Consider the following 20,695-nt stretch of genomic DNA (forward strand, 5'->3'; position numbering starts at 1 on the left):
TAGAAGAGAGGAAGTATATGGATCGTCAAGACATTATCAATGCCGCCAAAGACACACTCCTCACGGCGGCGACCGTGCCTACCTCGTTTTTCGTGGATTGCAGGGAGCGGCCACTGGGCGAGATGGCTATGGTGCCGTGCCCTTGTGGACAGTGCGACGGAGCAATCACCCCGCCAGCATGCTTTAAAGCGGGACGACACATGGCAAATGAGCAGCATTGGAATAGTGGGGATGTTCAGGAAATAGGCATGGTTGCTATCGAGAAGCAGGAGGGCAAAGAGGCGCTTATTATTGCCTTCTGTGAAGCTGCGAAGCCGAAGCCTGTCTGCACGCTCCATCGCATCGACATTCGGCGGCTGCCGACGGGCGGCATTGTTCTTCTCGACAACGAGGAAACCACAACGGAGGTGCCGCGCTTGCTGCTCTGGTTTTTTACTGGGGTCATGACAAGTGCGGCTCTGCCGCTGGAGATCGTGATGGTCCTTGTGTCACTGGAAGAAGGAGGGCGCTGATGCTTTTCGGGATTCTCATCGGTGCACTGATCCTCACCTGGGCTACCATTGGCGTCCTCGTCTGCATCGGCGACGATCAGCATCGCGCTGGATGGCGACAGGTGCTACGTGAGTTGGAGCGTAGGCATGGATAATACAACGATATTTGCATTGATCATCACCGCTCTCTTTGTCGTTCCGGTGGCGACGCGGAAGATTGCGACATGCTGCGCAGTGGTAAGGAAGGCGAGGAAGTCATGAAACTGACAGAGCAAGAACGTGCCCAGCTCGCCGAGGACATCGCGGCGATGGAGCTGGGCACATTGAAGGTGATGGCTTTCCTGGCGGCGCTAGAAATGGGCAAGGCTGTTACCGCGAATGCCGTTGGAATAGTCAAGGCTATCACTGGCGAGAACCTGGGGAGCCTGGCGGAGATCCGGGCAATCTTGGAGATCCCGCTAGAAAGCAGGAAGCAGTAATGAGTACAGCAGTGATGGACAAGGAGATCATCAAAGCAATCATCGAAGAGCAGGGATACAGCGCCTATTTTCGCAGTTTTGTGCATCATAGTGCGCTCGCAAAGGACAGCGCGCGCAACACGGTCTACGCAAGGGAAGGCCGTAAGAGCCGGTGCCTGGGCCGTCTGGAGACCGTTGCGCAGATGACCGAAGAGGGGCTGCGTGCGCACGTTGCGGAGAAGTTTGCGCAACGTGCACAGAAAGTGGGGCAAAAAAGGTGAGCGATCTGCAAAAGGCACTGGAGGACATCAAACAGACACAGCAGCTTGTCGAGGGGCTTGGCCTGCCGCTAGACCGCGTGGACGAGATGATCGAGGTGCTGCATCGCTATCGAAGGGCGAAGGATAGCATCGCCGACTTGAGAGATGAGCAGTTTTTGGATGATGCCTGGAACCTCTGGGTCTCGCTAAGTGTGAGAGAAGGCTCTAAGGTCGATGTGGTCCGCTTTTTGCGCAAATTCGCCGAACACATTGCGCAGCATACCCTGCGACTCTCTGCGCAGTATAGCGACCTCACTGAGATCATCGATCATATCCCAACGATGGACGAATCATTCTGGAAGAACAAGGAGAACGAGGAGAAGCATGGATAACACAACGAAACAACGGCACGCCTATAAGCGTGGCTTTGTCGGCGATGGCCAGTACAGCACTGATTACACACTGTATCTTGCAGGTGATGAAGTTTGCCTGCATTGGCAGTGGGAGGCAGACGAGGATAACGGCGGTGCCGGTGAGATCGACATGAGCGTCACCGATCTCAAGCGATTGATCCAGGCAGGGCAAAAATTGCTCAAGGCAAGCGGCAATGATACACCGCTGCCCGTAGAGCGCCCGGCAAGCGAAGATATTTATTAAGGAAAGCGAGGAAGGTCATGGAAGGAACATTGATGCTCTCAACAGGGACACGGGGCCGCTATGCGCTCCAGGTCGATGGTGAAGAGTATGGCGACCTCAGCAGTGGCCAGGGCGTTGCCATTAAGTGCGGTAATCAGTGGATTATAGGATGTATTGAGTATGACCATGACGAAATCTATACATTACTTGGCCCACAGACACTCGAAGAGGTGGCAAAGCTGCGCAATGCTCCCCGCGCCATCGGTGGGTATTACGTAGCAGTCGATGGCGGCGGCATCATGGGCCTGTGCGCGGGCATGACCGTGAGGTTGCTATGAGCGGTGACAGGAATGGCATCAACATCATCGGCTTGGCCGCCGAAGCCAAAGCACTCGGCTATGACACTCCGGGGAAGATCATCGCCGGCCTGGAATACATCATCAAAGATCAAACTGCCTACGTCAACCGTCCGAGTCGGCAAGGCAGGCGCTTCAACAGTGTTGTTGAGGAGCGCAATAAGATCATCGCGATGGCCATCGTGCTCATTGAGAGTACGACTTCTTCATAGTAGTAAAGACGCACAATCACTGCACTTATAAAAAATCGAGGAAATCTATGAGCCAACACAATGCGATCCTGGAAAGTCTCGACGGATGTTGCGAAGAAACCGTCAAGATCGGCGCGGTGACGACGCCGCTGCCAATGACACCACCGCCGCCACCGCAACCGCCGCCAAAGCGCTATTTATTCGTCGCCTACAGCGTTGAGGGTGCGCCACTCATCGTATTCAACGACAGCCTACGGCGCTTTGGATGCCATGAGTATCAGCTATCAGAGGAGAAGGATAACAGCGAGATGAGATGGTTGATTCTTGACCATCTCAAGGCGCTCGGCGTGTCGATACCAGTCCTCACACAAGAGGAGGTGGATGCGAGCCTCTCGGCGCTGGAGGAGGCAACGCGATGAATCATGATGAGCAACGTGCTGCTGTTGAGCAGCTCATAGAGCGCGTCGATCTGTACAGAAGCAGCGAAGAGACCGTCGAGTGCATCGCTCCCTTCGACGATGGCCCCTTTGAGAGCGTCGGCGATAAGGAAGAGCTTGTCGGGGAAATGGTGAGAGCGATGGAGCAGCTGGGGGCCATCGTGGGAGAGGTAAGTTTCATTGATGGCGAGGGCAACGAACATCCTTTGACGTTGCCGCCTCGTCGTCACCCCTGGTACGCGCATTACATCCTCGACGAGCGCGGCCAGCCAGTGCCAACCTATGATCTGCACGCCGCTGTTCGGCTGGAGGCAGATATCAAAAAGCGCACAGTGGCGAAGACGTTTTTGAGGAGTCGCGGTGAACGCATTGAGGTGAGCACAGTCTTCACGGCCTTTAACTTCGCGTTGCTTCCGAACATGCCGCCAGTCCTCTGGGAATCCATGATCTTTTCGAGGCGTGCTCGTCTGGGTGGAACGAAGATGCGCTACAACAGCGAGGATGCAGCGCGAGCCGGGCACCAGTGGCTCGTGAAATACACACAGAAGTTCCTGAAGACGGGTGGGTGGCAGCGTTGCCGCAAACCAACGCTGCATCAGGCATTCGCGATGGTGCAGAGGCAGCGCCGATTGCAGAGAAAGCGGGGGATGTGCTGATGGATATCGTGGCGATCGCTGCCAGCTATGCAATTACTGTCTTTAGTACCCTTGTGTGCCTCGGCTTTCTCGCCGCCGAGGTGTATCTACACATCCGCAAAGGTGAGCGGCTCACCTGGTACACTGGTGAATTTGCTGCTGTCATTGTACTGACGGTGGCGTTGGCCTGGATCGTCCGGAGCATCATGGATGATCCACTCGTTGCGCAACTGTTCTTCGGCATCGTTGCCTTATGGCTGGCCTCGATGATCTGGTGGCTCTATGACACCGCCAAACGATCATCATACATCTTGATTATCTCTGAATTGGAGAGGAACCTATGATTACTCCTGCTTTTGTTGTCGTGGCCGCCAACGTTGACGACCTGCATGATACCGATCTCGATGTCCTCATTGATCTGCACCTCTTTGGCTTCGATGAGTGGTGCCGTGAGCACTGCATCATCACTCCTGACGGCGCGCTGGCCGGCTGCATTTCCTGCGGATACGTCGAGGAGCTTCGCCAGGCGGGGCCGCATTTCGATATCAACGCGCCCCATCCGAGGCATGTACCGCGCTACACTGCCGACATGAGCATGGCCTGGAAGATCGTCACGAAGATCAGGGCAGACTCTGTGTCAACGAAGGTACTCTTTGAGGTTCGGCTAGCTCGGTTGTGCGCTAGTCGGATCTCAACGCTCACACCGCGCATGATCGCAGTGGCCGCGCTCCAGGCCATAGGTGTCGTTGACTATGATGGCTTCATTGCCCAGGCCAGCAATGAGGCACGATCATGACGACAAGGCAACGCATTATGCTCGCTATCATCTTCCTGCCGATGCTGGCGATCTGGGTCTGGTTTGAAGTCAGTGTCTGGTATGTTGTGACAACCTTCCTATCACCTTGACGGCATGACACACTGCCGTCATAATGAGCATATTCTATTGTCGTGTTTAAGTACGAATGGACAAAATTTTCACTACCTCTCTATTGCCGAAAAAGCAAAGGGGCCGCTGCCGATCGCTGGGGAGGATCGCAGCGGCCCCTTTGCCTATTTGGAGGCATCAATATACTGTTATAGAGGAATGGATACGACACACATACAAGGGCCGCTGTGATGCCAGGGAAGGATCACAGCGGCCCTTTGCATACAACGATGCCTGCACTGGCTGTTCAGTGCAGGCATCGTTGATCGGAGGAGAGACGAAGAGGTCTAGATGGCGACGCCTTCGATGAGGCGAGGCCGCGCCACGCGCTCCCAGATGTCCGGGGATGGCGCTCTACCCCAGCAAGCTGTGTACGCCAGGACAAAGCGTTGAGAAGATGCGAGAATCGAGCGCTTTGTGGCCTCTTTGCTTCCCTTGCCTTCATCATCGCCGGGGTCGTAGCAGGTCGCTGGCGGCTCTGGTCCTGGATCTGGATCGGTGCAGGATGGTGGCTCTGGATCGACGCACGTTTCTGGTATCTCGCACTCTGCGTTTATCTGGCTGACAGAGATGCCATAGAGCACGAAGCTGGAGCATGGCAAGTGATGGAGCATGCGTCCGAAGAAGAGATCGCAGAACTCCTGGTATCTCTTTGTGTTCAGGATATGCGCGTGCCAGAGCTGATCAACGCGGGCGCTGAGCATGCCAATGCCGGTGAATCCGGCGTAAAGCGAAATGAAGCGTTGATACTCTGGCAAGAGAGCATAGAACTCCTCAGAAGACATGCCGCACTCTTTTGCCGCTCCGAGTTGAATTTCGCTCCAGTGCGGCCAGCGCTGGATTGCTGCCAGTGTCGCAAGAACGCGTTCGCGGGACGGTGAATTTGTTGGCTGAATAGCAATAACCATGATGTTCCTATCCTTTCGTTGAAATAGCTGATGTGACCATGCTTTCCACCCCGGAAAGCATTGAAGAGAACTCCGACCAATCCTTGAGATGCACTACTTTCGGTGCATCTTTTGGTGCTTGCACCTCCCTTCTTCCATAGCTCACGATGATGACTCGCTGCCTGATCTGCTTGGCTCTCGTTGGGTCGCTTTGCACGATGTGATAGTAGGCATCAATGATGCCAGCGGCCCTATCATCGATGAGCAGTGTGTGTGGTGCTGCTATATTGAGAGCCTGGAGCAGTTTATCGCTAATCAGCTTGGCGAATGAGACGTTGCCTGGAAATGCGTGGTGCTTGAGCCATGCACGCGTTGCCTCATGGATCGCACTGCGCTCCTCTGGATTGAGGCTGGTCCGCGCTGTGCAGTAATGGATTACATCCCCTGCCTGGTGCAAGGCTTGCAATGTTTCCACTGCGCCTGGCGCTGGCACGTGGGTCGCGCAGACTCCAGGCAAAATGAGCAGTTCCGTGTGACGACGGAGGCCAGCGATTTCCTCGGCGCGTACAAGACCTGCATCGATGCAGTTCTGCCTACATCGCTGAAAGTCAACGTCGAATATATCTGGACGAGGGAACGCAATGGTCCCATCAACATCAATAGTAAAATTCATCCTACACCTCCACATACATCAAATAAACACTACTTCCAAGTGTACCGACGATTCCTACGAAAGCCGTTGTCGTCATGGGGAGGGCAACGGCGGATCAATGCGCTGTTTTGAGTGCGTCGAGAATGCGCTCTGCATCGCGCTGCCGCCTCTCATTGCCCGGATCGAGTATCCACACCCCTAGCTCGATCCAGAGGAGGCGCGGCAGATCTACGACACAATGATCCTCTTGGTCAATAGCGTTGATGGCGAGCAGAGCATACGGCATTTCATTGAAGGTGCCGTAGCACTCAATGTCACCCAATGTGACTCGCTGATCGTGGAATTCCACGATATCGTAGCGGTCGGGGAACCGCTTGTGCAGCGCGTTGAAATCTTCTGGGCTGACGAGAAGATCAATGTCCCCCCCTCGTGGTCAGTCTTCTCCAGGCCGTGAAACTTCCGGGCGTACCCGGCAATCAGCAGCGGCTTGCGTTGGAAGTTGTAGGGTAGCGATGCGAGCAACTTAGCCATCATTGCTCTCCTCTCCTGAATCATTATCTGTTGTCATTGAGATCTGTCGGGATCGTGGCCTCATCATGGCCATCACAGCGAGACCAACGAACAGCAAGGCAATGCTGCCACCGACAAGCACAACGGCAAGGGGAGCGCCTGTCATGGCTGTTCCTCAGTTGGTGGTTGCACGACAGCATCGAGAATGCGCTGTTGCAATTGTTCCACAGCTGCCAGTGCCAGTTTCTCCTCGTCGCCGACATCGCTGCTGCGGAGTGTCGTGTCATAATGCCCCACCGCAGCTTTGAGGGCAAAGAGTTCACTTAGCCCGATGTCGAGGCGTACCGTTGGCCCTGTGCTCCTCCTGGGCATATCGTGCGCTAGGAGCAGTTCAATCACCGTCTCCGGCAACAGATATTCGCCGAGCATGTCCAGCGTTTGCCATGTCTCTTGCAGTTGGTCAACGAGGGAGGCCGCTTTCCCCTCGCCTTCTAGTTCCTTTTGAAGCCATTGAACTGCTTCAAATCTGTCCATGTTCATCCTCCTCTACGTATGTGGTGATGTTAGCTGTACGGCAGTGTAGGCATGTCGATGTCAGTGAGTAAGTATCGTTGACCAGTGAGTTCCCAGAGTCCATGTAAGCACTGCATGGCTACCACTGGCTGCACTGGCATTTCCTGTAGCACCATTGCCCGCACTGTACTGACCTGGAGATGTGCGGCGCGGGCAAGAAAGACGGTGTTAATACTGTGTTTATTGAGTAGATCAATGAGTCGCGGTCGTATAACAATGGGTCTGGGGATTCGTTGTGGGAGCGATGATGCATGATCTGGCGAATCATGGAGCATGGTTGCCCACCTCCACATCTTTCAATGTGTCGGCAATGATAGCGATGGCCGTTTGCTCACTGCTAACGATGCCCGCCAGATCGTGAAAATGCTCCCCGATGCGTTGCTGTTTTGCTGTGATGAAATCGTGGCGTGCTGGGCCAGCTGCAAGGCTATACAATGCATGCTGGCCAGCTTCGTGTTCGGCGATGATGGCCTGGCGTATCCTCGCCACCTCGCTTTCGTTGTGATGTGCTGCTGTCATGGTTGGTACCCCTTGTGGCTGATGGATCAAATATGCCTTCTGAGAGTCAAGGTGCGATGCGGTGCGCTGTGCCAATGCTGTTCTCTTCCTCTGCGCGATTGGTGGCCGGTAGGAGCACAGAGCAAGATCGTGAATACTGACAGCGCACTGCAAAGCCCAGCCAGAGCGACGAGCAGGACGACTCATGGACGCCCTGGCTGTGCGGTTGTGGGTAGCGACGGCAGGGATAACGGAGTTGCCATTGCTTTCCTTGTCGATTCAGCGCCTACTGCGAATCGACAAGACCCTATTGAAGTGTAGGGGGGAAGAGTGTTATCATCAAGGAACAAAGTGCTACGAAAAAGGAACAAAGTGCTAACAAGTAACCAGTAAGGCGGGTGAATCACCATGGCAGATGAGAAGAATTTGATCGACAATGCGTTCGGTGATCTGGTAAAATCCTTTAGAGAGCAGCGAGGGTGGTCACAGGGAGAACTCGCTGAGAAATGGGGGCATACCCGTGAGTATGTTTCCCAGATTGAGCGGGGAAAACGAAAATTGGAGAAACAAGAACAGATCAGTCGCCTTGCTGAGATCTTGGGTATTCCTTATGAACGATTGGTCGCCATAGGGAAAGCCACACCACCATCGAAGGCGTCAACGCCGCTTTTGCAGGAAAGCGATGCGCTTTTGCAGGCATTGCTAGAGCCTGCCCAGAATACAGTGAAGATGTCATGGCTGATCTGGCACGGCAATGAAAACATTGTGGACATTGAGAGCGGATTGCGGAACTTGATCCGTAGACTCGATGACGCTCTTGAGTTATATCGAGGTCAATTCTACAAGCCAGCACTCAGAATCCAGGCATATGCTCATGAAATGCTCGGCAAAATGGCTATTGAGCGCGTCAAAACGAGAGAGGCAATAGCCCATTTTCAAGAAATGTATGATCTTGCTGAAGAGTTGGGCGATGCTGATCTCATTGCTCGTGCGCTTATCCATCAGGCTGAAATGCTGAGACGACAGCATCGATTTGAGGCTGCTATTCGGCGTATGTCGCGGGCAGAAGAGTATATCAAGAAGCATAAGGGGATCTCATTGCATACGCAAGGGATGCTGTGGAAAGCCTCGGCTATTAACAATTACGTGGGGGGTGATGAAAAGGGATTTCTCAAAGCTATCGATGAAGCAACAGCGATCGCTGAACGTCTCCCTATCACGCTCGATACCCTCAGCACGGAATTTGACAAGGTAGAGATCCTCCAGGTGCGAGCCATTGGATTAACGCAACTCTGGCATCCTGAGAAGGCGCTGGAGATCTATGAATTGACCGATAAACTGCGCCCCTACCGACCATTGCGTGATCTTGCCTCCTATCGCATAGTAAAGGCGCAGACGTATTGCCAGGCCGGTGATGTGAAGACTGGCGTGGAGCACGCAATGGCAGGGATGGCAATGGCGGAAAGCTTCAACTCTATCCGCTATGTCACACGGTTACGACAATTGTGTGAACGCCTTAGTCCAACCCCTATCTATGATCGCAGAGTCAAAGAATTATACGGTGAAGTACAGCAGTCCATTGAGAGAATGAGTACATCTAGAGAGGAAAAGGGCCATTGATTACCCACATCGTTCTACTGCAACCCAAGCCAGAAACCACGCCTGAAGAGATGGAGGCGGTGCTTGAAAAGGTCAAAGCGCTCAAAGGACAGATTCCCGGTTTGGTCGAGGTGCAGGCCGGTCCCAATGGACACACGGCCAATCAAGGCTACACCTATGGATTCATCATGCGCTTTGTTGACGAGGAGCATTTGAAAGCGTACTCTCCACATCCTGCTCATCGCGCAGTTAGCCCTGAACTACGGCGTCTATCTACCTATTTACTTAACTTTGATATCCCAGACGATCAATGAGCATTATTTAGTAATCTTTGCCATCTCTTGCGCAGCCCTGGTCCCTATCGCGGACCAGGGCATTTTTATTGTTGTGAATGATAATAAAGTCTGCTAGAATTACCTATAGCCGGGAATAAAGAAACAATGTTCTACCAGTAGACTTGTAGGGTAATCTTCGTACTCATTGCGCGATAAAGCAGGTGGGGCATGGACGACAACGACCAGGACGAACGCGGCGGGATGGTATTGGTAGCGTGGCTGCTTTTGCTGATGTGGGCGCTCTTTGGGCTGCTTATCGCCTGGCTCTGTAGCGGTGATGGCGAGGGTGTCGCGCGGTGGATCGGCATGTTTCAGGCGTATTTTTGTTATGTGTGGATCTCAGTGGCGCTGGCCGCCGTGCTGATGCTGGCGATCGGCGATGAGCAAAGGTAATGGTATACTCTGAGAAAAACAGAGGTGTAATCATGCAAAACAGTGAAGATATTGATGAGATCATGACGAAGCTGGAAAACGGCGAAACATTGATGATCGATGACCAGTGGAGATCATACATCAGCATAGAGGGTAGCGACGGCCCGGATCGCTTTGTCATGCGCAGCATTTACGCCAGCATTGAAGATCATGGCAAAGCCATTGACGCACCCTTGAAATATGAAGAAAAGCGCTTCAAGTCTCTGGCAGAGGCATTGCTCTCATTGGAAGGCTACAAGTGGGTCAGGAGATGAAGAGTCCGCAGTTTTACGACCTGCGGCACGTCGCTGAATTGATAGGAATTCAATGTCTCAACATGGTTCGTGCTCAGTGTACCATGATGGGCAATGAAGAACAAGCGTTCTCTTCGCTATCCAGGTAGCTTTAATGGCCCGTAGGCAATCCCCGCTTTCTTTGCATAGTGCAGAGGCATCGCTTCTGAGTTCCACCCTCCGTAGTACTGCACCTGGTCCAGCGGATTCCCGGCCTGGATCACATCGTAGGCCCAACGATCCCGTAAGTCGTGAGGGGAAAGCGATGATTCTTGATCTGTAATCTCTACCTCAAGCCCCAATGCTTTGATGCGAGCATTGATGGTGTTGCGGTGAATGCGCTTGCCTCCATAGCCCACAAAGAGCGGCCCTGTTGTCCGATGTTGCGTTGCTAGATAGACACAAAGGGCTTCGTACGTTGAGGGGACCAGCTGGTACACAAACCACTTTGAAGTCTTCGACCGCCAGATCTTGACCGCGCGATCCCCCAGATCGAAGTTTTCGATGTTGAGGCCTGCGACTTCGCTACAGCGAAAGCCATGCTCAGTGAACAAATGTACCAGCAAGGTGTCGCGGGCATCTAGATTCTCATCATGGGCGCGACGACGTGAGCGAGCTGATGCATCGACAGCGGCCAGTTTCAAACGTCGGACCTGCTGCCTTGTGAGCGAGGTTGGCTCTGCCTTCTTCCGACCCCGACGTGTTGGGATGCCTTGTTCTCGGCGAGCCTCATCGATGTGTAGCCCTTCACTGTAACTGTAGCCTTCTATCACACGGATACGTGCGTGTGTGTCAGCGGGAATCACGCCAGCTTTAAAGGCAAGGGTGCAATACTTGCGCACAGTGGAGAGGCGCACTTTGATTGATCCAGTGGCGAAGCTTTGGAGTCGTTGCCATTCGATAAAGCCCTCGATGTGACCTGGCTCGATCCCGCGCCAGGACAGAGGATCATCATAGAGTTGCTCAGCACTTCTTGCGACCCCAAGTGAGAGGAGATAGCGAGAGAAGACGCGCAGGTCATAGATCTGCCGGTCTTTGGTGTTCTTTGCCCGCTTCTCATGATAGCGCGCAAATTCTGTCTGCTCTGCATAGAAATTGGCAACCTCGCCAGATCGCGCTAAATCGCCATAATCATCGCCCCCTTTGATGACGATCTGGCTCTCACTGACAATGGTGATTGCTTGCTCATCAGACATCTCGAATCCCTCTCTATGCGCGTGTAAGAACTGGTCATTTTCTTAAATAATGACTAATTCTTGTGAGCATTTTAGCTTACATAAGCTATGTCGTCAAGGCGTATCTAAGCTAAGTTTGTAGCTTATGTAAGCTAGCTTGCTTACGCTGCGGGGATCAGCTATACTCTAAGCAGATTCCAGGGCATAGGAGACGACAAATGAAGAAGAAAGAAGATATCAATAACTACTGCATCGCACAAGAAGCAGCGCAAATACTGAGTAACAAACTTGGCCGACCTGTGCGGCCTGACTATATATCAAAGATGTCAAAAAGCAAGAAGCACCATATCAGAACCATTCGCAAACATTCCCGTCTCATGATGTATCATCGGGGAGATGTTGCAGCTTGCGTATTGGGTAGTCAGGTTGCCGTTGCTATGTAATCTACTGAGGCAATGATGACGATGTTGCCTGTATGGATAGCATCGTCATCCTCAAATTCATGCGTCCTTGATACCAGGCGGGGGACCAAAGAAGAGTTCTTTGAATGCATCGCTTTCGCTGACTATCTCGCTGATATCGATAGCGAGCGCTGCCCCGCTCCATGTCGTCGTGCCATCGTCCGCCATGCGAGGAAGCAACATGGTTTCGCACGTCGTGACCTCTGTGACGATGATCCCGAAGCGCTGGAGGACGTGCCTGGCTGAGAGTCGGTAGAGGTTTCCATGTCGCTCCACAGGAATCTTGCCGCCAGTGCGCAGGATAAGGAGTTGCTGTGTATCGTCCTTATAGTAGAGGACGGTGACATGCGCTGGCTCGCCGAGATCCGCATACGCTTTGCTATTGAGGATCAGCACGTCACCTCTCGTCACAGTTATTTTTGAGGGAACCTTGTCGTCCATTGCTTCTTCCTACGTTCTCGCTATTTTCCTCTGATTATCCCATGAAGGCTCCCCTGATGTCATGGTACCCCACCGGAGTTGGGTGCGTCTGGTGGCACTCGATAACATCTTGATAAGCTCGTGCTAAGCTTGTGTTAAGCCCCAGTGTAGCCCTCGTTCTACCCCGGATGCGCTTTACACGCCTAGATGATTGCTTTTCTGGTATCATTTTACTCTCTTCTTTCTCACTCGTTTGTGTGTATGTAGATTTCTATTTATTGAAGAGAGGGAAGATGAGTAATCGACGTACAAAAAGAGGATATTCTCGACGCATCTCTGAAGAAGAGCGTACAGTCGTTGAACAAACCTATTTACAGTCACTCCACCGGCAACCATCAGTCTATTTACAGCCACAATCAGTTGTCAGGCGTCAGAAGGGAGAGGAACCGGCTCCATTAGGATGCTATATCCCTCTTCTTATCCTTGTTCTTCTTATTGGGTTTATTGTCTACTCTTCGTTCTCTCACACAAATGTGAGACCATCATCTACAACTGAAGCAACTCCCATCGCTACAGACATACCAATTAATGCAACAATACCTACGATTAATGCTACGGCGTCTCTTTGCTCGACAAGTCGATGTATGCCGCCAACCTATCCCGCTGGAAACGGTTACACAGTAACGTGTCGCGATGGTACCTATAGTCATGCTGGTGGCAAGCGTGGAGCTTGTTCACATCATGGCGGTGAAAGGCGCCCGTGAAAAGAAAGGACTCATTATGTATCAACAACCACCGAAGAAAAATAACAATAACGGCTTTATCATTCTCGGTATCATTGCCGGTATTGTGGCCCTCATTCTCATCCTGCCTAATTTCATGAATAAATCCACGACCACGACGACTGCAACCACCTATGACGATAGCTATGCGACACCATCAGTAGCATCGCAGTCTCACACGACCTTTTATAAGAACACGGCGACGCCCTACGTAGCTGTGAATAATAACCCCTGGGGGTACGACTTCGACAACACTGGCAACCTGATCTATGACGAAATACCAGGTAATTTTTGCGACTACTTTAAATGTGCCAGTGATTTCTGGAGCAACAACAGAAATGGCTACATCGTCGAGTGCATGGATGGGCAATATAGCCGCACGGGAGGCTATGCCAACGTTTGTGAAGGGCATGGTGGGAAGAAGAACACGCTCTATTGGCATTGATCGATTATTGCTCATTTGCGATTTGTCAGGTATACTACTGACAGGCGTACTCTCACAGTAGGAGCATACAAACATTGCTTTCGGAGCACGAAGTTGAAGGTTCGATCCCTTCTCCCGCCTCTCGTGGCGGGATAGCTCAATGGTAGAGCGCGTAGTTTAGCACCTATGACTCGTACGCTAACCCGATGCGGCGTGGAGCAGTGGTCAGCTCGCCAGGCCCATAACTTGGAAGTCGCAGGTTCAAATCCTGCCGCCGCCACTATACCCAAATTTTGAAATGTTTACTGGCAAGGAAGAAGGCCAGCTCCGGCGTTCGGCGTCGAGGAAAAGCGCTTTGCAATGCGAACTCTTTCGGTAGCACAGCCGTAAGGATCTCTGGCAATCGTGCGGAAGCCAGATAAAACCGATCTCACGTCTTGGTAAGTGAGGGTAGGGATCAGGGTAGAGAAGCGCGTGAAGTAGCATCTTTCACAGAGGGCGTCAGCATTGCGCTGACGCTTTTTGTTGTGTCTGCTTACTTTTAATCGGTACGCTATTGGTGTTACATCTACTCTATTCATCCGTTAAACCGGATAGAAGAATATATCACTGACGATAGTCTAAAACAGATTCTAGTCAGAAGTTCATGTGGTATCAGAGGTGAAAATGAGCGAAAGCCCTTACAATTCGATCTTTAATATAGCTGTGCCTTCTGCCCCTAAGTTTAAAGCGCCTTCCAGTACAAATCCAGCAGCATGGATGTATGAGCGGCTAGGAAAGTATATACAGGAGTTTGAGGCTGAATTAGATAATGACCATGAGGTTGGAGCCAGGCTTGTCACATTTGGTCAAGTTACGACATTTCACATCGAGAGTATGGGCTATCATGGCCCAGATATGATAACGTTCTATGGGATCAGTGATACGTTGGGGAGGGTTCAGCTTATACAACATATATCACAACTAAGCGTTCTTCTTGTTGCAATGGAGAAGCGACAAGAAAAGCCTCGGCGCATTGGATTTTTATGGGATAAGGAAACATCTGCGTCCAACCCTGAATAGCTGCTTTTGCTCGAACTTCAGTGGCAGTAGAGCCATTCTAACAGGTAACAGCGTACTCATAGAAAGAGAAAGAAAGCCGTCTGATCGTAAGTGCAGACGGCTTTTTGTTGCCTCCTTGCTCTATCAATGCCATGCATACTCATTCATTGAGTATATCGTTGCGATATGGTATACTCTCTGTAGTTAGTACTTGAGTTCAACCGGTCGTCACGATGAAAGCTGAGTGCAAGATGTGAGCAGCGATGAGCCAGCACGCGACAACGCAACACCTATACGCGCATGGGGAGTTGGTGGCCCACTCTCGCCTGCTCAACGCAAAGAGGCGAAAGTGCTCTTTCTTGCAGAGCTACAGCGTGTACATGCCGTCTCTCTTGCCTGTGAATACGCTGGCATTGATCGCAGCACGGTCTATCGCTGGAAAGACAAAGATCAGAAGTTTGCCGACGCCTGGCAGAACTGTGTTGAGCGCTCGCACGACATCGCGCGGGCCTCGATTTATCAGCGCGGCATTCTTGGATGGGAAGAGCCAATGGTGAGCATGGGTCAGGTGGTCTATGAGCAGGTGCCAAAGCTTGATGAGCAAGGGAATCAGATCTATGAGCGAGGGCGGCCAGCGTTCAAGCAGGGCGACAAGGTGATGGTGCGCAAGTGGAGCGACTCGCTGGCTCTGGCCTACGCCAAAGCAAATCTACCGGAGTTCAAAGACAAGCCGCAGCTCAACGTCAATGCGCAGCTGGCAGACTTGGCAGAGCAGGCCAAAGCTGAACTGCTTGCAGATCTAGAGGCATCCCTAAGCCGTGAAGACGGCAACTAAGCAACTCTCACTAGAGCAGGAAGCACGATTCTTTCGATTATTCGCTTCCTGGTCGAAGCGACGCAAGCACGAGTACATTAAAAAATGCAGCCCGGCCAAAGCATGGCGGCTGAAATATACCTGGCAAGCCTGGGCACGTGAGAGTCAACTCGCCCCGCTTGGCAACTGGTCTACGTGGGTTGTCAAGGCTGGTCGCGGTTGGGGCAAGACCAGGACTGGCGCTGAATGGATCATCGAAAAGGCGCAGCAATACCCTGGCTGCCACATCGCGCTCGTCGGTAGGACCGTCGCCGATACGCGCAAGGTCATGATCGAGGGGATCTCCGGCATCCTGAAGGTGTCACCTCCCTGGTTTATGCCAAAGTACGAGCCGACGAAGAGGCTCCTGACCTGGCCCAACGGCAGCACTGCGACGACGTACAGCGCAGACGAGCCGGATCAGCTACGAGGTCCACAGCACAGCTTCGCCTGGGCTGATGAACGGGCTGCCTGGCAGTACGATGATGCTTGGGATCAACTGAGCTTTGGACTGCGCATCGCACCAGCTCCAGGCGTTGAACCGCAATGCATCGTCACCACGACGCCGCGCAATACAAAGGCGATCAAGGCGCTGGTGGCCGATCCAACGACTATTGTCACGAATGGTCGGATGTACGAGAACCGGGATAATCTTGCTCCCCGGTTCATTCGAGAGATTGAGCGGCGGTATGCCGGCACCAGGCTAGGGCTTCAGGAGATCGACGGCGAGATCGTCGATGACATTGATGGGGCGCTGTGGAAACGCAAGTGGATCGATGATGGGCGCGTTGTTAAGTATCCATCCTTAAAGCGCATTGTGGTCGCCGTCGATCCACCGGCTAGTTCGCAGGAAACCAGCGAAGATCCGGCAGAGTGCGGTATTGTGGTTGTCGGATTGGGCATTGACGATCATGCGTATGTGTTAGCCGATCACAGTCTCATCGGTACACCTGACGAATGGGCCAGCGAAGTACTCGCCGCATACAACAAATTCAAGGCAGATCTGATCGTCGGCGAGGTCAATAATGGCGGGGAGATGGTCGGGCATACGATCAAAATGGCGGCGAAGCTTGCCGGTATGGGGCATATACCTTATGAGGCCATCAGAGCGAGTCGAGGGAAGCAGATCCGGGCCGAGCCGGTATCGACGATCTATAAGAATCAATATGTACATCACGTCGGGGTGCATGCGGATCTGGAGTTTCAGTTATGTAACTGGGTGCCTGGCGAGCGATCGCCGGATAGACTCGACGCGATGGTATGGGGTGTGACGAAGCTCATGTTGCCAGATGGCGCTGGTGGCGGCGTCCTGATTGCCACTGATGATGAGAGAGACACACAGCAGGTGATTCCTCCCACGTCCTGGGAAGAATTGGCCGGACAGACAGAGTGGTATGACATCGCTCAATCTCGCGACGATGGCCGCATTAGCGCTCATCGTAAGGAACGGATAGCGCTTACATTTTGTAAGCAGAAAGGAGGCACAACTGATGTGGCGCTGGCTGCATAACTTCCTCTACGGCGAACCGACCACGTTGGTCGCTGTGCCTCCTACCGAGGCTATCGCTGAACAACGTGCAATCGAAGAGGCCAGGGGCCGTACCTCACTTATTTTTGACAGCCATATTATGACTGAGGCTGCGTCGTCGAAGAATCCGCAGGCGGTGTCATTGGCCTGGGACGAAGGCCGGATGTATGGCTACAATGTCGCGCCGCAAAACTGGCTTGGTATGACGCCGAGGGAGCGCAAAGAAACGCTACTCTCGATCTTCATCGTCAACCCCTGGGCCAGCAATTGTATAGATACGATTGCTAGGTACATTACATCAGGCGGCTTCTCGATAGAGCCGCGTCCTGGCATTGAGAACCCAGACGAGCGCCAACGCGACGAGATTGACGCCTTCCTGCGGCGTATCAATGAGGAGTGGGACTTCAACCAGTATGTCTATGACATGCTGACCGATGAGATGATCTTTGGCGAGGCCTTCACCGAGTTCACGATGAAGGACGGCAAGCCCTATCAGTTATTCAGCATTGATTGCCTCACGATGGACACCGAACACGATCGCTATGGCCGTGTTGTCCAGTATAAACAGCAACTCACCTCGACCAGTGAAGTCAATCCGCTCAATCCAAAGACCATCATACGTTGGTGGAATCCACATAAACGAGCCAAAGTTGATCCATTTTCACCACTCGAACGCATCCAGGACTCGATTTTGCTGGATAAAAAAATGATCAATTGGCTCACGACCTTCTTTCAAAAAGGTGCGAAGTTTAACTATTATTTCAAAGGTCTCGGCGACCAGGACGAGGCAGATCGTTTCTTGACCTGGGCAAAGGCGAATCTCTTTGGAGAGAAGAATGCGCAGATCCCGCCCGTTTTGTGGGGCAATGCGGAGATCGCGCCGCTTGGCAACGCTGGAGCGCTTGATGTTGATTTCAAACAAGGCCGCGAAGAGATGCGCGCCATTACCCTCTCTGCATTCCATGTGCCGCCATCGATAGCCTGCATTGCTGAGAGCGGCAATCGCTTAACAGATATGAGCGACAACCAGCGCAAGATCTTACAGTATGTCTCTTGCGACCCGCGCCGCCATCAGTTCTTTGAAAAGTTCAACTTCAGGTTGATCGCTCCCTATTGGCCTGATTACTATGTCTCCTCTCGCTATGCAGACTTCCGTGATGACGAGACACTCTCGAAAGTCCAGGATATCCGCATTCGTAATGGCAGCCTGACGATTAACGAAGTCCGGCAAGAGATGGGCCGGGATGCCTACGAGAAAGGCGGCGATGTGCCAGTGTTTGCCGTTGCGCGCGAAGTGCTGCCAATAGAGAGACTCGATGAGATGACCGATGAGCAGCGCCAGGCCGCGCAAATCGCAGAGCGCCAGGCTACCGCCGCCGCCGATCTCGCCGAACTCAAAGCGAAGCAAGCCAAAGAGCAGCCAGATCCGCATGATGGGAACAATGGCGGCGATCCTGGGAAGAATGCAGGCAATGATGAGAAATCAGCGCGTGATCCTGAGAAGAAAGAGAAAGAAGAAGAGAGCCAGAACAAGCTAAGATTAGACATCCTCAATGCATTCATCGATGATATCAAGCGCTCCGGCGAAGTAATGGTCATCAATGAGGACCGCCCCGAGATCTTACAGCACCATACTGGGATGATGCTGGCCTTCTTGCTTGATCCAGAGACAGCGCGGCGCCTCGCGATCCCCGGTGGGGAACCAGCGAACGAACTGCATATTACACTGGCCTATCTCGGGGACATGGAAGACAAGGAGACCGATGGCCGCTATCGACCGGATACCATGCGAGAGCCAATGCAGCGCATCGTGAGCGCGATCGCCTCGACTGCCTCGCCGCTGTCCGGGCGTATCGCTGGCATTGGCCGCTTCGCTCCAGCGGAGACCGACACAACGCCTGTGCTGGCGCTGGTTGACATTCCAGGTCTCGCTGAGTTCCGAACTGAGCTTGTCGCAGCGCTGGACCAGGCTGGCTACTTTGTCGCAGACAACCACGGGTATACACCCCATGTTACTCTCGCATACATTGATGCAGCTGCGCCGACGCCAATTGAGACGGTGCCACAAGTAGAACTCAATTTCGATACCGTGTGGCTCTGCATAGGCGATGAACAAATCCCATTCAAACTCGGTACGCCAGTACCACCAGGAGAGAACGATGCAGAACAAGAGACGCATACGCAAGGCGGAGAGACAGATGATGTCCGACCGAGGCCGGACCCGGATCAGAGCGACGGCGAGATACATCAGACTGAAGAAACTCTCGGAGCAGACCGTGGCGAACTCAATCGAGGCGGCGCTGCCGGTGAAGGTGCAAACTATACCCTAAATCTGGCTAAAATTATTCCGAGAAAGCGTTGGGATGGTCCTCTAAACTACTTCCCTCCGCGAGCAGCTCTGGCGGCAGAAGGTAATCAGCATGGCGAAGAAGGTGCGCAAAGTCATACTCAGGAGAATAGCGCTCCACAAGGGGAGCAGGCAGCAGCAGAGACGAAGAAAGCGGCTCAAGCTCCTTCGAGTGATGGGATGGCTTCTCAGTTCGATGACCAGGGAGGAGATAGAGAGCAGGGCAGTGCAGATGCACGAAGAAACAGGGGTCCGCGATCTCCTATGGCTGTTGAACCGGATAGCAGATCAGCAGAAGGATCTGGACACCTGGAGGGCATGGCTGGCAACGAATCCCGATCAGCAGAAGGTAGAGAAGGCTATCAAGCACAGGATCGCGATGACGTCACCTCTCAGGCGTATGGTGCCGCCGAGCATCACAAAGCCATTGTCACGGCGTGGATCGCTGCAAGATTCCGTGAACTGAAAGAGCGTGGGGCTTCCTCCTCTCCCACGCTCGCGACGGCGGCCAGCATCTACGCATTCAGCGATGCAGAGCAAGAGCAGATCGCGCGGTATCTCGCCGAGGCCAATGTTGCGGGCCAGCGCTACGCCTACAGCCGCGACATGACCACTGTAGGGTTGACGCCGCAGATCGAAGAGGGGCTGTTCTCAAAGGTTGGTGATCTTATCACATGGGGGCGTGAACAGGTGAGCAGCATTGTTGGGACCATGCATGAGATGCTCACCACCTTTGTCAGCAATCTCAAAGAGGGCAGTAACGTTGTCGAGCAGGTCGGTGCCTGGATTGATCGCTATGCTGACTACAAAGCGCCACAGGTTGCCAATGTCGCCTGGTCCACCGGGGCCAACAATGGGAGCATGCAGGCCATCGAGGATATCATGGATGCGGCGACCGATCCGAGCAGAGCGGAGCCGCTCAATACCGAGGGCATCAAGGTCGAGGTGGTGCCTAGCTATAGTAGCACCGATGAGTGCGCGAATTATGCCGGGAAGAGCTATAGCCTCAATGAGTATCTGCAGCTGGGGATCAGCTGGCCCATGCATCCAAATTGCCGGCACAGCATCGAAATAGTTCGGAAAGACGATGGTGATGAAGCATGAGGGAGATTAAGTTCAGGGCGTGGGATAAGCGTATGATGAAGATGCGTGAAGTGAATGCTCTTTATCTGGATGTACAGATGGGTATGGCTCCTAGTGATCGCGCTATCCTTGTAGACCTGTATGAAACAAGCAGCGCTTATCAGGTCGATAGGGATGTAGATCTCATGCAATTCACCGGGTTGAAGGACCGCAACGGCAAAGAGATCTACGAGGGCGATATTATACAGCGTGTCAATATCAAGGTGCCGTTGCTGGTGAGGTGGAATCAGAAAGAAGCCAGATTTGATCTAGCAAAAGACCCGGATAATTTCAATGCCGTTGTTATTTGGTATACCCAGTTGGTCGAGGAGGATTATGAGGTTATCGGCAATATCTATGAGAATCCTGAGTTGATGAGAGGTGGTAAGGCATAG

At 52.9% G+C, this 20,695-nt stretch carries 34 protein-coding genes and 1 tRNA gene; 26 read left to right on the plus strand and 9 right to left on the minus strand.

Going from position 1 to position 20,695, the window contains the following annotated elements:
• Window positions 1-17: 17 nt before the first annotated feature.
• From K3T83_RS47450 to K3T83_RS47500, 12 genes are all read left to right on the plus strand, one after another.
• Complete coding sequence (locus K3T83_RS47450; protein WP_220210148.1) at window positions 18-512, plus strand: hypothetical protein; 495 nt, start codon at window positions 18-20, stop codon at window positions 510-512.
• Complete coding sequence (locus K3T83_RS57495) at window positions 512-646, plus strand: hypothetical protein (protein ID WP_268963585.1); 135 nt, start codon at window positions 512-514, stop codon at window positions 644-646. The genes K3T83_RS47450 and K3T83_RS57495 overlap by 1 nt, the downstream gene beginning before the upstream one ends.
• Window positions 647-715: 69 nt before the next feature.
• Entirely contained in the window at window positions 716-970 is a 255-nt protein-coding gene (locus K3T83_RS47455; protein WP_220210149.1) for a hypothetical protein, read from the plus strand.
• On the plus strand, window positions 970-1,230 hold the full coding sequence (locus K3T83_RS47460; protein WP_220210150.1) for a hypothetical protein: 261 nt from the start codon (window positions 970-972) through the stop codon (window positions 1,228-1,230). The genes K3T83_RS47455 and K3T83_RS47460 overlap by 1 nt, the downstream gene beginning before the upstream one ends.
• Entirely contained in the window at window positions 1,227-1,601 is a 375-nt protein-coding gene (locus tag K3T83_RS47465) for a hypothetical protein (RefSeq protein WP_220210151.1), read from the plus strand. Before K3T83_RS47460 ends, K3T83_RS47465 begins: the two co-directional genes overlap by 4 nt.
• Window positions 1,594-1,866, plus strand: a complete 273-nt coding sequence (locus K3T83_RS47470) for a hypothetical protein (protein WP_220210152.1) — start codon at window positions 1,594-1,596, stop codon at window positions 1,864-1,866. The genes K3T83_RS47465 and K3T83_RS47470 overlap by 8 nt, the downstream gene beginning before the upstream one ends.
• A gap of 17 nt (window positions 1,867-1,883) precedes the next feature.
• Window positions 1,884-2,183 carry a DUF5348 domain-containing protein gene (locus K3T83_RS47475; protein ID WP_220210153.1) on the plus strand — a complete coding sequence of 100 codons (300 nt, stop codon included), beginning with the start codon at window positions 1,884-1,886 and terminating at the stop codon, window positions 2,181-2,183.
• Window positions 2,180-2,413, plus strand: a complete 234-nt coding sequence (locus K3T83_RS47480; RefSeq protein WP_220210154.1) for a hypothetical protein — start codon at window positions 2,180-2,182, stop codon at window positions 2,411-2,413. Before K3T83_RS47475 ends, K3T83_RS47480 begins: the two co-directional genes overlap by 4 nt.
• Before the next feature lie 47 nt (window positions 2,414-2,460).
• Window positions 2,461-2,811 (plus strand): hypothetical protein, encoded by a 351-nt coding sequence (locus K3T83_RS47485; RefSeq protein ID WP_220210155.1) that lies wholly within the window; start codon window positions 2,461-2,463, stop codon window positions 2,809-2,811.
• Window positions 2,808-3,485, plus strand: coding sequence for a hypothetical protein (locus K3T83_RS47490; RefSeq protein WP_220210156.1), 678 nt, complete (start codon window positions 2,808-2,810; stop codon window positions 3,483-3,485). Before K3T83_RS47485 ends, K3T83_RS47490 begins: the two co-directional genes overlap by 4 nt.
• A complete protein-coding gene (locus K3T83_RS47495) occupies window positions 3,485-3,808 on the plus strand; it encodes a hypothetical protein (RefSeq protein ID WP_220210157.1) in 324 nt (107 codons plus the stop codon). Before K3T83_RS47490 ends, K3T83_RS47495 begins: the two co-directional genes overlap by 1 nt.
• Entirely contained in the window at window positions 3,805-4,260 is a 456-nt protein-coding gene (locus K3T83_RS47500; RefSeq protein WP_220210158.1) for a hypothetical protein, read from the plus strand. The genes K3T83_RS47495 and K3T83_RS47500 overlap by 4 nt, the downstream gene beginning before the upstream one ends.
• A gap of 416 nt (window positions 4,261-4,676) precedes the next feature.
• Here K3T83_RS47500 and K3T83_RS47505 read toward each other — a convergent pair whose 3' ends face one another.
• From K3T83_RS47505 to K3T83_RS47535, 7 genes are all read right to left on the minus strand, one after another.
• A complete protein-coding gene (locus tag K3T83_RS47505; RefSeq protein ID WP_220210159.1) occupies window positions 4,677-5,297 on the minus strand; it encodes a UCP032817 domain-containing protein in 621 nt (206 codons plus the stop codon).
• A gap of 7 nt (window positions 5,298-5,304) precedes the next feature.
• Entirely contained in the window at window positions 5,305-5,949 is a 645-nt protein-coding gene (locus tag K3T83_RS47510; protein WP_220210160.1) for a glucose-6-phosphate isomerase, read from the minus strand.
• A 94-nt stretch (window positions 5,950-6,043) separates the two neighbouring features.
• Complete coding sequence (locus tag K3T83_RS47515) at window positions 6,044-6,250, minus strand: hypothetical protein (RefSeq protein ID WP_220210161.1); 207 nt, start codon at window positions 6,248-6,250, stop codon at window positions 6,044-6,046.
• A 201-nt stretch (window positions 6,251-6,451) separates the two neighbouring features.
• Window positions 6,452-6,604: a hypothetical protein gene (locus K3T83_RS47520; RefSeq protein WP_220210162.1), complete on the minus strand. Its 153-nt coding sequence runs from the start codon at window positions 6,602-6,604 to the stop codon at window positions 6,452-6,454.
• Window positions 6,601-6,972 (minus strand): hypothetical protein, encoded by a 372-nt coding sequence (locus K3T83_RS47525; protein WP_220210163.1) that lies wholly within the window; start codon window positions 6,970-6,972, stop codon window positions 6,601-6,603. Before K3T83_RS47525 ends, K3T83_RS47520 begins: the two co-directional genes overlap by 4 nt.
• Window positions 6,973-7,001: 29 nt before the next feature.
• A complete protein-coding gene (locus K3T83_RS47530) occupies window positions 7,002-7,286 on the minus strand; it encodes a hypothetical protein (RefSeq protein ID WP_220210164.1) in 285 nt (94 codons plus the stop codon).
• Window positions 7,276-7,530: a hypothetical protein gene (locus K3T83_RS47535; protein WP_220210165.1), complete on the minus strand. Its 255-nt coding sequence runs from the start codon at window positions 7,528-7,530 to the stop codon at window positions 7,276-7,278. Before K3T83_RS47535 ends, K3T83_RS47530 begins: the two co-directional genes overlap by 11 nt.
• A 129-nt stretch (window positions 7,531-7,659) precedes the next feature.
• Between K3T83_RS47535 and K3T83_RS47540 the strand changes: the two genes are divergently transcribed.
• The 5 genes from K3T83_RS47540 to K3T83_RS47560 all read left to right on the plus strand — a co-directional run bounded on the left by K3T83_RS47540 (window position 7,660) and on the right by K3T83_RS47560 (window position 10,129).
• The gene (locus K3T83_RS47540) at window positions 7,660-7,830 is read left to right on the plus strand and encodes a hypothetical protein (protein ID WP_220210166.1); all 171 of its coding nucleotides are present in this window, start codon (window positions 7,660-7,662) and stop codon (window positions 7,828-7,830) included.
• A gap of 87 nt (window positions 7,831-7,917) precedes the next feature.
• On the plus strand, window positions 7,918-9,129 hold the full coding sequence (locus tag K3T83_RS47545) for a helix-turn-helix domain-containing protein (protein WP_220210167.1): 1,212 nt from the start codon (window positions 7,918-7,920) through the stop codon (window positions 9,127-9,129).
• Window positions 9,126-9,422, plus strand: coding sequence for a Dabb family protein (locus K3T83_RS47550; protein WP_220210168.1), 297 nt, complete (start codon window positions 9,126-9,128; stop codon window positions 9,420-9,422). The genes K3T83_RS47545 and K3T83_RS47550 overlap by 4 nt, the downstream gene beginning before the upstream one ends.
• A gap of 189 nt (window positions 9,423-9,611) precedes the next feature.
• Complete coding sequence (locus K3T83_RS47555) at window positions 9,612-9,836, plus strand: hypothetical protein (RefSeq protein ID WP_220210169.1); 225 nt, start codon at window positions 9,612-9,614, stop codon at window positions 9,834-9,836.
• Window positions 9,837-9,868: 32 nt separating this feature from the next.
• Complete coding sequence (locus tag K3T83_RS47560) at window positions 9,869-10,129, plus strand: hypothetical protein (RefSeq protein WP_220210170.1); 261 nt, start codon at window positions 9,869-9,871, stop codon at window positions 10,127-10,129.
• 116 nt (window positions 10,130-10,245) lie between these two features.
• On the opposite strand, the gene K3T83_RS47565 is transcribed toward K3T83_RS47560, so the two are convergent.
• Complete coding sequence (locus K3T83_RS47565; protein WP_220210171.1) at window positions 10,246-11,343, minus strand: tyrosine-type recombinase/integrase; 1,098 nt, start codon at window positions 11,341-11,343, stop codon at window positions 10,246-10,248.
• A gap of 197 nt (window positions 11,344-11,540) precedes the next feature.
• On the opposite strand from K3T83_RS47565, the gene K3T83_RS47570 reads away from it, so the two are divergent.
• The gene (locus K3T83_RS47570; protein WP_220210172.1) at window positions 11,541-11,765 is read left to right on the plus strand and encodes a hypothetical protein; all 225 of its coding nucleotides are present in this window, start codon (window positions 11,541-11,543) and stop codon (window positions 11,763-11,765) included.
• A 57-nt stretch (window positions 11,766-11,822) separates the two neighbouring features.
• On the opposite strand, the gene K3T83_RS47575 is transcribed toward K3T83_RS47570, so the two are convergent.
• Window positions 11,823-12,224, minus strand: coding sequence for a hypothetical protein (locus tag K3T83_RS47575; protein WP_220210173.1), 402 nt, complete (start codon window positions 12,222-12,224; stop codon window positions 11,823-11,825).
• Between the two features lie 623 nt (window positions 12,225-12,847).
• Here K3T83_RS47575 and K3T83_RS58810 point away from each other — a divergent pair.
• From K3T83_RS58810 to K3T83_RS47610, 8 genes are all read left to right on the plus strand, one after another.
• Window positions 12,848-12,967 (plus strand): DUF3761 domain-containing protein, encoded by a 120-nt coding sequence (locus K3T83_RS58810; protein WP_505912373.1) that lies wholly within the window; start codon window positions 12,848-12,850, stop codon window positions 12,965-12,967.
• Window positions 12,945-13,430, plus strand: coding sequence for a hypothetical protein (locus tag K3T83_RS47580; RefSeq protein ID WP_220210174.1), 486 nt, complete (start codon window positions 12,945-12,947; stop codon window positions 13,428-13,430). The genes K3T83_RS58810 and K3T83_RS47580 overlap by 23 nt, the downstream gene beginning before the upstream one ends.
• A gap of 186 nt (window positions 13,431-13,616) precedes the next feature.
• A tRNA-Met gene (locus tag K3T83_RS47585) sits at window positions 13,617-13,689 on the plus strand.
• Between the two features lie 368 nt (window positions 13,690-14,057).
• A complete protein-coding gene (locus K3T83_RS47590; RefSeq protein WP_220210175.1) occupies window positions 14,058-14,471 on the plus strand; it encodes a DUF6173 family protein in 414 nt (137 codons plus the stop codon).
• A 223-nt stretch (window positions 14,472-14,694) separates the two neighbouring features.
• On the plus strand, window positions 14,695-15,285 hold the full coding sequence (locus K3T83_RS47595) for a phBC6A51 family helix-turn-helix protein (protein ID WP_220210176.1): 591 nt from the start codon (window positions 14,695-14,697) through the stop codon (window positions 15,283-15,285).
• Complete coding sequence (locus tag K3T83_RS47600; RefSeq protein ID WP_220210177.1) at window positions 15,269-16,813, plus strand: DNA-packaging protein; 1,545 nt, start codon at window positions 15,269-15,271, stop codon at window positions 16,811-16,813. Before K3T83_RS47595 ends, K3T83_RS47600 begins: the two co-directional genes overlap by 17 nt.
• Window positions 16,794-20,282 (plus strand): phage portal protein, encoded by a 3,489-nt coding sequence (locus tag K3T83_RS47605; protein WP_220210178.1) that lies wholly within the window; start codon window positions 16,794-16,796, stop codon window positions 20,280-20,282. The genes K3T83_RS47600 and K3T83_RS47605 overlap by 20 nt, the downstream gene beginning before the upstream one ends.
• A complete protein-coding gene (locus K3T83_RS47610; RefSeq protein WP_220210179.1) occupies window positions 20,279-20,695 on the plus strand; it encodes a YopX family phage-derived protein in 417 nt (138 codons plus the stop codon). Before K3T83_RS47605 ends, K3T83_RS47610 begins: the two co-directional genes overlap by 4 nt.

It is taken from the genome of Reticulibacter mediterranei (assembly GCF_016587455.1).